This window comes from Georgenia sp. Z1491, from assembly GCF_057652395.1.
The window spans coordinates 3,532,542-3,544,975 of the sequence record NZ_CM172729.1 but is presented as its reverse complement, the minus strand read 5'-3'; the positions used below and the strand labels follow the sequence as shown (position 1 = coordinate 3,544,975).

9 protein-coding genes are annotated in these 12,434 nt (G+C 72.9%); 4 read left to right on the top strand and 5 right to left on the bottom strand.

Annotation, left to right across the window (positions count from 1 at the left end; translation table 11 throughout):
• Nucleotides 1-117 precede the first annotated feature (117 nt).
• A complete protein-coding gene (locus AC24HA_RS16365) occupies nt 118-1,197 on the bottom strand; it encodes a hypothetical protein (protein WP_425707577.1) in 1,080 nt (359 codons plus the stop codon).
• Between the two features lie 178 nt (nt 1,198-1,375).
• Nucleotides 1,376-2,416 (bottom strand): type IV toxin-antitoxin system AbiEi family antitoxin, encoded by a 1,041-nt coding sequence (locus AC24HA_RS16360; protein WP_425707578.1) that lies wholly within the window; start codon nt 2,414-2,416, stop codon nt 1,376-1,378.
• 332 nt (nt 2,417-2,748) lie between these two features.
• On the opposite strand from AC24HA_RS16360, the gene clpB reads away from it, so the two are divergent.
• Complete coding sequence (clpB, locus tag AC24HA_RS16355) at nt 2,749-5,355, top strand: ATP-dependent chaperone ClpB (RefSeq protein ID WP_425707579.1); 2,607 nt, start codon at nt 2,749-2,751, stop codon at nt 5,353-5,355.
• Nucleotides 5,356-5,479: 124 nt separating this feature from the next.
• On the opposite strand, the gene AC24HA_RS16350 is transcribed toward clpB, so the two are convergent.
• Nucleotides 5,480-7,471, bottom strand: coding sequence for a vWA domain-containing protein (locus tag AC24HA_RS16350; RefSeq protein WP_425707580.1), 1,992 nt, complete (start codon nt 7,469-7,471; stop codon nt 5,480-5,482).
• Nucleotides 7,472-7,484: 13 nt separating this feature from the next.
• On the bottom strand, nt 7,485-8,918 hold the full coding sequence (locus AC24HA_RS16345; RefSeq protein WP_425707581.1) for a sigma 54-interacting transcriptional regulator: 1,434 nt from the start codon (nt 8,916-8,918) through the stop codon (nt 7,485-7,487).
• 155 nt (nt 8,919-9,073) lie between these two features.
• On the opposite strand from AC24HA_RS16345, the gene AC24HA_RS16340 reads away from it, so the two are divergent.
• The 3 genes from AC24HA_RS16340 (at nt 9,074) to AC24HA_RS16330 (ending at nt 11,557) form a co-directional block, all read left to right on the top strand.
• Nucleotides 9,074-9,718, top strand: a complete 645-nt coding sequence (locus tag AC24HA_RS16340) for a histidine phosphatase family protein (protein WP_425707582.1) — start codon at nt 9,074-9,076, stop codon at nt 9,716-9,718.
• A gap of 172 nt (nt 9,719-9,890) precedes the next feature.
• Nucleotides 9,891-10,571 (top strand): SCO1664 family protein, encoded by a 681-nt coding sequence (locus AC24HA_RS16335; RefSeq protein ID WP_487563651.1) that lies wholly within the window; start codon nt 9,891-9,893, stop codon nt 10,569-10,571.
• Nucleotides 10,572-10,738: 167 nt separating this feature from the next.
• Nucleotides 10,739-11,557 (top strand): serine hydrolase domain-containing protein, encoded by an 819-nt coding sequence (locus tag AC24HA_RS16330; RefSeq protein ID WP_425707584.1) that lies wholly within the window; start codon nt 10,739-10,741, stop codon nt 11,555-11,557.
• Here the strand turns inward: AC24HA_RS16330 and AC24HA_RS16325 are convergent.
• A complete protein-coding gene (locus AC24HA_RS16325; RefSeq protein ID WP_425707585.1) occupies nt 11,554-12,345 on the bottom strand; it encodes an exodeoxyribonuclease III in 792 nt (263 codons plus the stop codon). The genes AC24HA_RS16330 and AC24HA_RS16325 overlap by 4 nt on opposite strands.
• Nucleotides 12,346-12,434: the final 89 nt, after the last annotated feature.

The following is a 12,434-nucleotide window of genomic DNA, read 5'->3' as shown; positions in this document are numbered from 1 at the left end:
CCGGTCGTGTCGTCGCGGCGGCGCTGAGCGAGGCCGTCGCGTCCCCGGACGGCCGCCCGCCCGGCGAGACCCCGGCCCGTCGGGAACGGGCCGGGGCGCGCGGTCCGGTGGCGTCGGTCAGCGACCGGGCACGACGACGCCGAAGTGCTCCGACAGGACGCCGAAGAGCACGTCCGAGTTGGCGATCTCCACGGGTCGGACCGTCGCGGGCGTACCGCCCGACCGGTCCCGGACGTGAAGCTCGAGGCCGTCCTTGCCCTTCACCGGGGTGATCGCGGCCAGGGAACCGGCGTCCAGCTCCTTCTTTCCGACGACCACGGTGCGACCGGCGAGCGTCACCTTGCCGAAGTCCACCGGCGCAGCTGTTCCGGCACTCTCCTGCACGCGTGCGCGAGCGGCGCTGTTGATCCGGGCCCGCATCGTCGCGAAGAACTCCTTGTCGTCGATCATGAGCTGGCGCTTGAAGCCCACCCAGCCGAGCTGCATGAACGTCGTCGACTCGAGGTCGACGAAGTACTGCAGGTCCGCCCACGGGACCTCCTGCGCCCTGCTCTGCGTGACGACGCGGACGCCCGAGTCGTAGGCCCTCACGAGCGTGCTGCCTTTCGGCCGGGCCGCCCACACGATGAGCAGCGCCACGACGACACCGACGCCGACGATGGCGAGGCCGATCCAGCTCTCGCCGGACACGCCGCCCATGCGCACGCCCATCGCAAGGGCGATGCCGGCGACCGCGGCCGCGCCGAGGAAGCCGAGGCCGACACCCGTGCCGGTCGTCGCGGAGTAGGTGGCCAGCGGCTCCTGCCCGCCGTCCAGCGTGCGGGCGAGGGCGGTGTCGCGGCGCCACCGGATGACGACGAGCGCGATCAGGATCGCGGCGATGACGGCGACGGCGACGCCCACCCACACCCAGGACTCGTGGGCCCGGGCGGAGGCCGTCAGCCGCTCCTCGTAGGACTGGATCGACGTGCTCGAGGAGATCCGGCGGCGCCTGCGCGACGTCATCTGGCACTCGTCGCCGGGAGCCATCGGGTCGTCTCCGCACATGGCGACGGCGTCGGCGCCGAGGTGGCGGTACGCCAGGAACAGTCCGCCCACGACGAACAGGCCGAGGAAGACGGTGATGCCGGTGGGGAACCGGCGGAAGGCGGCCAACGGGTCTGCCGTCGGGCCTGGAACTGTCGATTGTGTGGTCACGAGCGGATAATAGACCCGGCACGGAGCGACCTTTCCGCACGGCCGTGCGGTTCATGGCTGAACGGGTGTCTCTGCGCAGCCGCCTTCCTTGTGGCTCCGTGGAGTCATCGAATGGGCTCGACCTGGCAGGATCCGGCCGCTCCGGGCGCCACGTTGAGCCCAGTCGACGAGGCGGGCACTAGTTCGCCAGCAGCTCACGCACGGGGTGCAGCCGCTGACCCGATGTGTGGCGCACCTTCGCTGCCACGACGCGGGCGACCTGCGCCGGACTGCGTGCTCCTCGCCGGTCGAACCGGGCCATGTCGTCGCCCAGGGCGAGGATCGCGCGCTCGCGGTTGCGCTCGGCGATGAGTCCGGCTGCGGTCTGCCCGGCGTCGGCGACGTGGTACTTCAGCTCGCCGTCGTACTCGATGTGCAGCCAGCGTTGCGTCCCGTCGGGACGACGACCGTCGGGCAGCGCGAGGTCCGTGAAGTAGGTGTTGCCCTCGGCCTCGACCCGGCACTGGGCCACTGCGTCGCGGCGCCCCCACACCAGCAGCGACCAGCGCAGGAACGTCTCCGGCGCGGACTGGGCCCAGGGACTCGCCCACTCGACCACCACGCGGGCACGTCGCGCTCCACGTGCGCCGCGCGGCAGGGCGTCGATGCGTGCGAGGAGGCGGCGTCGGACGTCGGCAGCCTCCCGCTCGGTCCGCACGCGCTGGTAGGTGTCGGCGTGGCTGAGCAGCGCGAGCACATGGTCGACGACGACGAGCGCGTCCAGCGGATCGAGGTCACGCGCACAGTCGACGGCGGTGCGCTCCAGCGAGGTGCACGGTACGCCGTCGATACGGACGACGTCCTCGAGCGGGAGGGCGCGCGTCTGCCTGCGGTAGTCGGTCGTGCGGGCGGAGCTGACCTTCTGCGGGGACGTCAGGACCGGCCGTCCGGGCAGCTTCCACACGCGCAGCCCGTGGGCGAGCGCTGCGGTGACGCCGCTGAGCGCGTGCCGGACCCGGGTGCGTCGGCTCACGGCGAGAGCGGTCCCGAGGTGGACCTGCTCGGCCCGCTCGAACCTGTCGAGGTCGTCGGCAACGATGGCGACGGCGCCGTCGCGCAGCCGGACGACCTCGCAGCCCGCCGGGACCGTTGCCCTGAACGCGTTGCCGCGGGCGGTCCGCCAGTGCCCGAGGACGACGGCGGGGAACGGTCGAGGTCGATAGATCGCTGAGCGCAGCACGAGAGGACGATCTCCCGGCTCGCGAGAACGGGACCGGGTGCCGTCGTCGCGCTGTGGACAAAGCTGCGAGGAGCGGGTTGTGCACATGTCGCGGGACATCGATGCGGTGCGACGGCGGAGCGGCGGAGGTGGGGTGCCGGACGAGCGTCAGATCGTCGAGTGGGCTCGACATGGCGCCCAGAGCGTGCGGAACCTGCCATGTTGAGCCCGTTCGACGCGGGGAACGGGCGCCTCGGTCCCCACCCGAAACGGTGGCGCCCCAACCTTGAGCGGAATAGACTCAACTTTGCGTTCGTTTCACACACAGGACCGAACTCACCGATTGGGGACCGATGGACACCAAGCTCACCACCCGCTCGCAGGAGGCCGTCGCCTCCGCGCTCCAGCGCGCCACGACGGCCGGCAATCCGCAGATCGAGCCCAGCCACCTGCTCCGGGCGCTCCTCGACCAGGGCGAGGGCATCGCGATCGCGCTGCTCGACGCCGTCGGGGCGGACCGCGCCGACCTCGCCCGTCGCACGGACGCGGCGATCGCCGCCCTGCCCGGCGCCTCCGGCGGATCCGTCGCGCAGCCGCAGACCTCGCGCGCGTTCCTCACCGTCATCGCCGGCGCCACCGAGGAGGCCGGCGCGCTCGGTGACGAGTACGTCTCCACCGAGCACCTCCTGCTCGGCCTGGCCGCGGCGCCCGGCACGGACGAGATCCTCCGGCACGCGGGCGCCACCCCGGACGCCCTGCGCGCCGCCGTACCGTCCGTGCGCGGCAACCGCCCCGTCACCAGCGCCGACCCCGAGAACACGTTCGACGCGCTGGAGAAGTACGGCCATGACCTCACGGCGGCCGCGCGGGAGGGCAAGCTCGACCCCGTCGTCGGGCGCGACGCCGAGATCCGCCGCGTCGTCCAGGTGCTGTCCCGGCGCACGAAGAACAACCCGGTCCTCATCGGTGAGCCGGGCGTCGGCAAGACCGCCGTCGTCGAGGGCCTCGCCCAGCGCATCGTCGACGGCGACGTCCCCGAGTCCCTGCGCGGCAAGACCCTCGTCGCGCTCGACATGGCGGGCATGGTCGCGGGCGCGAAGTACCGCGGCGAGTTCGAGGAGCGGCTCAAGGCGGTCCTTCAGGAGATCGCGGACTCCGACGGCGAGGTCGTCACGTTCATCGACGAGCTGCACACCGTGGTCGGGGCGGGCGCGGGCGGCGAATCCTCGATGGACGCCGCCAACATGCTCAAGCCGATGCTCGCCCGCGGGGAGCTGCGCCTCGTCGGCGCCACCACGCTCGACGAGTACCGCGAGCACATCGAGAAGGACCCCGCCCTCGAGCGCCGCTTCCAACAGGTCCTCGTCGGCGAGCCCAGCGTCGAGGACACCGTGACGATCCTGCGCGGCATCGCCCCGAAGTACGAGGCGCACCACCAGGTGACGATCTCCGACGGCGCGCTCGTCGCCGCGGCCACCCTCTCCGACCGCTACATCACCGGCCGCCGCCTGCCGGACAAGGCCATCGACCTCGTCGACGAGGCCGCCTCCCGCCTGCGCATGGAGCTCGACTCCTCCCCGGAGGAGGTCGACGTGCTGCGTCGGCAGGTGGACCGGCTCGGCATGGAGGAGGCCTACCTCGCGGAGAACCTCGACGACGACGACGCCGCCACCGCCGAGCGGCTGGACGCCCTGCGGGCCGAGCTCGCCGACCGGCGCGAGGAGCTCGACGGCCTGACCGCACGCTGGGAGAACGAGAAGGCCGGGCACAACCGGGTCGGTGACCTGCGCGCCCGCCTCGACGAGCTCACCACGAAGGCCGAGCTCGCCGAACGGGAGTCTCGCTACGAGGACGCCGGCCGGCTGCGCTACGGCGAGATCCCCGCGCTCCAGCAGGAGCTGGACGCCGCCGTCGCGAGCGAGGAGGCCGAGTCCGCCGACGCCGCCGGCTCCGACCCGATGATCGCCGACAAGGTCTCCGCCGAGGAGATCGCCGAGGTCGTCGGCGCGTGGACCGGGATCCCGGTCGGACGACTGCTCCAGGGCGAGTCGGAGAAGCTCCTGACGATGGAGGACGAGATCGGTCGGCGCCTCATCGGGCAGACCGCGGCCGTGCGCGCGGTCTCGGACGCCGTGCGGCGCTCCCGGGCCGGCATCGCGGACCCGGACCGGCCGACGGGCTCGTTCCTGTTCCTCGGTCCCACCGGGGTCGGCAAGACGGAGCTCGCGAAGTCCCTGGCGGACTTCCTGTTCGACGACGAGCGGGCCATGGTCCGCATCGACATGTCCGAGTACTCGGAGAAGCACTCTGTGTCCCGCCTGGTCGGGGCCCCGCCCGGGTACGTCGGATACGAGGAGGGTGGCCAGCTGACCGAGGCGGTCCGGCGTCGGCCGTACACGGTGGTGCTCCTCGACGAGGTCGAGAAGGCGCACCCGGAGGTCTTCGACATCCTCCTGCAGGTGCTCGACGACGGTCGGCTCACCGACGGGCAGGGCCGCACGGTGGACTTCCGCAACGTCATCCTCGTGCTCACCTCGAACCTGGGCTCGCAGTTCCTCGTCGACGGGTCGGTGGCCGAGAGCGAGCGCCGGGAGAAGGTGATGGAGATCGTGCGGGCGTCGTTCAAGCCGGAGTTCCTCAACCGGCTCGACGACGTCGTCATGTTCGACGCGCTCGGCCTCGACGAGCTGGGCCACATCGTCGACCTGCAGATCCAGCGGTTCGCGGAACGGCTCGCCCCGCGGCGCATCACGCTCGAGGTCACCGGCGCGGCGCGCGAGTGGCTCGCGTTCGAGGGCTTCGACCCGGCCTACGGGGCGCGGCCGCTGCGTCGTCTCGTCCAGCGCGAGATCGGCGACCGGCTCGCCCGGCTGCTGCTCGGGGGCGAAGCTGCGGACGGCGCGCACGTCGTCGTCGACCGCACCGAGGGTGCCGACTCCCTGGAGGTGCGGACCACCTAGCCCCCTGGTCACCGAGGGTGCGGTGGGGAGCCCCGAGAGTGCGGTGGGGAGCCACCGAGGGTGCCGTGGGCAACCCACCGACCGCACTCTCGACGAGCCCCGACCGCACTCTGGGCGGAGGGGGTCAGAGGTCCCAGGGGGAGCGAGCCTGCACGTACTCCCCGACGACGGCCGCGCCGAGGTCGTCGAGGTCCGGCGCCACCACGCGGCCGCGCGCCCGGCGTGCCATCGCGTCGAGGAACCGGGCGAGGCCGGGGTCGTCGCCGAGCCGGAAGAACGTGGTCTCGGCGCCGAGCCGCGCCGCGCGGTCGAGCTCGGCGACGGTGAGCCGCAGCGTCTGCGGCGCCGGCGGGTAGTCGAACCACGACTCGCCGCCGGGCTCGAGGTGGGCGGTGGGCTCGCCGTCGGTGACGACGAGCAGCACGGGCTGCATCGTGGGGTGCTGCCGGAAGAACCGGGTCGCGAGCATGAGCCCGTGGTGGAGGTTCGTGCCCTGCTCACGGAACGGCGGCAGGGCGGTGAGCTCGGCGAGGTCGACCCGCTGGGCGTACCTGCCGAACTGGACGAGCTCGAGCCGGTCGCCGCGGAAGCGCGTGGACAGCAGCTGGTGCAGGGCGAGTGCGGTCCGCTTCATCGGTAGCCACCGCCCCTCGGCGGCCATGGAGAACGACGTGTCGACGAGGAGAGCCACCGCCGCCTGCGTCCGCGCCTCGGTCTCGGCGATCTCGACGTCGGCGACGTCCAGCCGCAGCCCCCGGCGCGGGTCGCCGCCCTCGCGTGCGGTGCGCAGGATGGCATTCGTCAGCGAGCGCGTGACGTCCCACGGCTCCGTGTCGCCGAAGGCCCAGGCCCGGCTCGACCCGGTCTGCTCGCCTGCCGCTCCCGCCTGCCGGGTGTCCCGCGATCCGCTGCGCCCCGACAGCCGACCCGCCGCGTCCTTGAGCAGCGACCGGCCGAGCCGCCGCATCGCGCGCGGGGACAGCCGCAGGTCGCCGTCGGAGCCGCGGTGCAGGTAGTCGGAGTCCCGCAGCGCGCGCTCGAGCTCGGCGAGGGTGCGGGCGGAGACGGCGGCGTCGTCGCCGAGGTGGCGGCCCAGCGCCTCGAGGTCGAGGTCCGAGAGCGGGGACCCCGACGACGCCTGGTCGATCTGCTCGGCGAGGCGGTCGAGGTCGGCGAGCTCCTGCAGCGCTCCGGTGCCGTCGCCGAGTCCCAGGCCCTCCTCGCCCTCGAACTGCTCGGAGCCGGTCCAGTCCTCGCCGGGTCGCAGGGCCCGGAGACCGGCGTCGACGCGGGCGAGCTGCTCCATCAGCTGCGGCGAGCCGAACGCCTGCTGGGAGAGCTGCATGAGCTCCTCGCGCTGCTCCGGCGTCATCGAGCTGAGCATCCGGCGTGCTGCGGCGGAGCGCTTCGCGAGCGTGTCGATGAGCTCGTCGACGTCGCGGGGGTTCTCCGGGAACTGGTCGCCGTGCTTCGCCATGAAGTCCTCGAAGTCTCCAGCGGTGTCCTCGCCGCGGGCGTGCTTCTCGAGCAGGTCGCCGAGGTCGGAGAGCATCTCGGCGACGGCCCGCCGATCCTCCTCGGTGGCGCCCTCGAGCGCCTGCTTCATGCCGGCGAACCGCTGCTCGAGCACCTCGCGGCCGAGCAGGTCCTTGATCTGGTCGTACGTCTGGCGCGCCTCGTCGGACGCCCAGTCGTAGGTGGCGAGCTCGCTGACCGCTGCGGCCGTCGACCCCGGGAGGTTCTGGATGACCATCTCGCGGAACGTGCGGTCGGTATCGTCCATGGCGACGTCGCGCGCGAGCTGGCCGCGCTCGGCGAGCACGGCCGAGTCGAGCAGGGCCCTGACCTCCTGCAGCGTGCCGTCGAGCCGGTGCCGGCCGAGCAGGTCGCGGCGGCGCTGCTGGACCCGGCCGGCGAGGTCGTCGAGGCCCTGGGCGCCGCGGCTGCCGCGCCGCAGGAGCTCGCGGAGGGCCTGGTCGGGGCTGTAGCCGGACATGACGTCGTCGGCGATCTCGTCGAGCGCGGCCCCGAGGTCGATCGGCGGCGCTAGCGGGTCGGGACCGCCGGCGTAGCGGCCGTACCGCGCGGGGCGCGGTGATCGGGGCTGCGGGGTCATGTCGTCGCTCCGGTCATCCGTAGACGGTCTCGCCGTCGCCGGTCTCCTTCGAGATCCGGCGGGCGAGGAAGAGGCCCTCGAGCGCGAGCTCGATCGCGGAGGCGCGCGAGCCGTCGTCGTGGGCGTCGAGCCGCTGGGCGATCAGGTCGTACACGGACGGGTCCGCCCCGTCCTCGCCGGCACTCGAGGCCGCCACCGACCCGCCCGTGTACCCCGGCAGCGAGGCGAGGAAGTCGGCGGCGGTCACCTGCTCGCCCGTGGTGACGACCTCGTCGGCGGCCTCGATCGCCGCGACCAACGGTCCCAGGTCGATGCCCGCGAGGTGGGCGCGCACCGTCTCCGCCGTGGCGGTGCGCAGGACGTGCTCGAGGAGCTCGGCCTCGCGGCCCTCCTCGCCGACCTCGAACTCGACCTTGCCGCCGAGGACGTCGACGGCGGTGCGGACGTCGACGACGCGCGCGACCGCCCGCTCCTCCCCGCGCACGGTGGCGCGGTGCAGGGCGGCGGCCGCCACCGTCTCGGCGCCGGCGATCGCGAACCGCGCCGAGACGCCGGAGGACTGGTCGACGGCGGCGGAGTCGCGCAGGTTCCGCGCGAACCGGGCGAGGATCTCGAGGACGGCCGGCGGCACGTCGGCTCCGAGGTGCGCCTCCTGGGTGATGATGGCGATCTCGTCGTCGAGCTCGATCGGGTAGTGCGTGCGGATCTCGGCGCCGAAACGGTCCTTGAGCGGGGTGATGATCCGGCCGCGGTTCGTGTAGTCCTCGGGGTTCGCCGTGGCGACGACGAGGACGTCCAGCGGGAGCCGGAGCACGTAGCCACGGATCTGGACGTCTCGTTCCTCCATCACGTTGAGCAGCGACACCTGGATGCGTTCAGCCAGGTCGGGGAGCTCGTTGATGGCGACGATGCCGCGGTGCGAGCGCGGGACCAGCCCGTAGTGGATGGTCTCCGGGTCGCCGAGCCGCCGGCCCTCGGCCACGCGCATCGGGTCGACGTCGCCGATGAGGTCCGCGACCGAGGTGTCAGGTGTCGCGAGCTTCTCGACGTACCGCTCGTCGCGGTGCCGCCAGAGCACCGGCAGGTCGTCGCCGAGCTCCGCTGCCCGGGCGCGCGAGGCGTCGGTGATCGGGGCGAACGGGTGCTCGCCGAGCTCGGAGCCCTCGATGACCGGGGTCCACTCGTCGAGGAGCCCGGCGAGCGTGCGTAGCAGCCGGGTCTTGCCCTGGCCGCGCTCGCCGAGCAGCGCGATGTCGTGCCCCGCGAGCAGGGCGCGCTCGACCTGCGGGAGCACGGTCCGGGAGAACCCGTGCAGGCCGGGCCAGGGGTTCTCGCCGGCGGCGAGCGCGGCGACGAGGTTCTCGCGGATCTCCGTGCGCAGCGTGCGGAAGGTGTGGTCGGAGGAGCGGAGCTCCCCCACGGTGCTGATGTCCGGGCGATCGCTCACGCCTCCAACGTACGTCGTGCCCGGCGTCGGCGGACAGTGCGTCGTTCCGTCTCCTCTCCTCCGAGATGCCCGACGGCGAACGGCTTGTCGTCCCGGCCGTTCCCCGCCCCGGTGCCGGACGGCCCGGTGGCAAGGACGTGCCTAGGCTGGAGGCGATGACCGAGGAGAAGGCAGCCCCGCCCACGCTGGTCCTGCTGGTGCGGCACGGCACGACGCCGACCACCGGACGTGTCATGCCCGGACGTGCACCCGGTCTGAATCTGTCCGAGCGGGGCCGCGACCAGGCGGAACATGTCGCGGAACGGCTCGCAGCGGCGTCGCCGTCGACGATCCTCTCCTCCCCGCTCGAGCGCGCGCGGGAGACCGCGGAGCCCCTGGCCCGCCGCACGGGTCTGTCGGTCGTGGAGGAGCCGGGGCTGCTCGAGTCCGACGTCGGCGACTGGACCGGAGAGCCGCTCGCCGACCTCGCGCGGTTGCCCGAGTGGCGCACGGTGCAGGAGCGTCCCGCCGAGTTCCGCTTCCCCGGCGGGGAGAGCCTGGTCGAGATGCAGGAGCGGATGGCGGCCACGCTCGACCGGATCCGGGCGGAGCACCGGGGGTCGACGGTCGTGTGCTTCTCGCACGCCGACCCGATCAAGGCGGCGCTGTCCTACGCGTTCGACCTGTCCCTCGACCGGTTCCAGCGCCTCACCGTCGCCCCGTGCTCCGTCTCCGCGATCGCGTACCCGCAGGCGGGCGACCCGGTGGTCCTCACCGTCAACTCCACGCTCGAGTCGCTCGGCGACCTGCGGATCTCCTGAGGGCGTCCCGGTGGACGCGGAGCGTGCGGTGGGCGGCCCGGCGGGGGAGCACGCGAGGGCCGGCGAGGAGGCGCAGGGTGGCGCGCCGCGAACCGCGGACCTGACCGGATCACCCGGAGCGGCCGCCGCGACCGACCCGTGCGGTGCCACCGACCCGTCCGGTACCACCGACCTGCTCCTGCACGGCGACATCACGGTGATCGGGCGGCTCGCGGACTCCAGCAACGAGACCTTTCTCGTCGAGGTCTCCGGGGAGGGCGACCTGACGTGGGCGATCTACAAGCCCGAGCTCGGCGAGGCGCCGCTGCGCGACTTCCCGCCCGGTCTCTACCGCCGCGAGCGCGCCGCGTACCTGCTCAGCGAGTCGCTCGGCTGGCACCTGGTCCCGACCACCGTGCTCCGTGAGGAGGTGCCGTTCGGCGTCGGCTCGCTCCAGAGGTTCGTCGAGCACGACCGGTCCGCCCACTACTTCACCCTCGTCGATGACGCGCCCGAGACCCACGACGACCTGCGGCGGATCGCCGTGTTCGACGTGCTGACCAACAACACCGACCGGAAGTCGGGCCACGTCCTGCGCGGCGAGGACGGCCGCGTCTGGGGCATCGACCACGGGCTCTGCTTCTCGGCCCGGCCGAAGCTGCGCACCGTCATCTGGGACTTCGCCGACGAGCGCATCGACGCCGACCTGCTCGCCGCCGTCGCCCCCGTCGTCACCGAGGTCGACGACGAGATCGCCGCGCTCCTCGACGACGACGAGGTGGACGCTCTTCGTCGTCGGGCGCTACGGCTGGTCACCGAGGGCCGGCTGCCGGTGGACCTCACCGGGATGGCCTTCCCCTGGCCGCTCGTGTAGCGGTCGGCCGCCCGGTCCGAACCGCGCCAACGGGTTCGAACCGCGCCGACCGGTCCGAACCGCGCCGCCCGTGCCGCCCGTCCCGACGGTGACCTCCCGTCCCGAAGGTGACCTCCCGGCGCGAGGGTGCCGCTCCGGCGTCGGGCGGTCCGTGACACCCTGGAGGCGTGGCCACCTACCCCGCACTCGACCGGTTCGACTTCGACGTGGCGCTGCTCGTCGCCACGCACGAGGACGGCGTGGTCTCGTCCGACGGCGACGTCGAGCGGGTCCTGCCGTGGAAGTCGACGACCAAGCTGCTGACGGCCACGGCCACCCTCGTGGCCGTCGAGGCCGGGCACCTCACCCTCGACGAGTCCGCCGGCCCCGAGGGCTCGACGGTCCGTCACCTGCTCGCGCACGCCTCGGGCCTCCCGATGGACGCCGGGGGCCCGAGCCAGGCGCCCGGGAAGCGCCGCGTGTACTCCAACCTCGGGTTCGAGACGCTCGGCGAGCTCGTCGGGAGCCGCGTGGGCGCACCGATCAACGAGTGGGTCCGCGCGCAGGTGGTCGAGCCGCTCGGTCTGACGTCCGTGGTGACCGAGGGCAGCTGCGCGCACGGCTACTCAGGCTCGACCGCCGACCTCCTCACCTACGGGTTCGAGCTGCTGGACCCGGCGCTGATCTCGGCCGAGCTTCATGCCGAGGCCACCGCGACCGTCTTCCCCGGGCTGTCCGGGGTGCTGCCCGGCTTCGGGCGGCAGGCGCACAACGACTGGGGGCTCGGGTTCGAGGTCCGCTCCGACAAGGACCCCCACTGGACGGGGCCGGGCGTGGCCCCGACGACGTTCGGCCACTTCGGCCAGTCCGGCTCGTTCCTGTGGGCGGACCCGACCCGCGGCGCGGCGGCGGCGTTCCTCGGCGCGAAGCGGTTCGACACCGAGGTCCACGGCGTGATCTGGCCCGAGCTCAACGAGCAGGTCGTGGCGGCGCTCGACGCGCGCTAGTTGACCAGGTCGAGATCCACGATCACCGGCACGTGGTCCGAGGCGCCCTTGCCCTTGCGCTCCTCGCGGTCGACGTAGGCGTCGGTCACCTTCGTCGACAGCTCGGGGGAGGCGTACACGAAGTCGATGCGCATGCCCTCGCCCTTGGGGAAGCGCAGCTGCTGGTAGTCCCAGTAGGTGTAGACGCCCGGCGTGTGCGGGCGCGTGACCTCGGCGTACCCGGCGTCCTCGAACGCGGCGAACGCGGCCCGCTCCGGGGCGGTCACGTGGGTCCTGCCCTCGAAGAACTCCATGCTCCAGACGTCCTCGTCCTGGGGCGCGACGTTCCAGTCGCCCATGAGCGCGATGCGTCGGTCGGCGTCGTCCTCGAGCCAGCCGCGCGCCACGTCCTTGAGGGTCGCGAGCCACTCGAGCTTGTAGGCGTAGTGCGGGTGGTCGATCTCCCGGCCGTTGGGCACGTACAGGCTCCACAGCTTCACGTCGCCGCACAGCGCGCCGATCGCGCGCGCCTCGGCCACCGGCGGGTCACCGAACTCGGGCATGCCGGGGAAGCCGACGGCGACGTCGCTCAGTCCCACCCGCGAGGCGATGCCCACGCCGTTCCACTGGTTGAGGCCGTGCAGCGCCACCTCGTAGCCGGCCTCCTCGAACGCCGCCATCGGGAACTGCTCGGGCTTGCACTTGAGCTCCTGCATGGCCAGGACGTCGACGTCCCACCGCTCGAGGAAGGCGACGACGCGGTCGACCCGCGTGCGCACGGAGTTGACGTTCCAGGTGGCGATCCGCATGCGCCCACGGTAGCGCCGCCGTCCGACACGCGGCCCTCGACCTCCGCACATCTGCGCGACCTGCCGACCCACCCTGCCGCCGAGCGCCT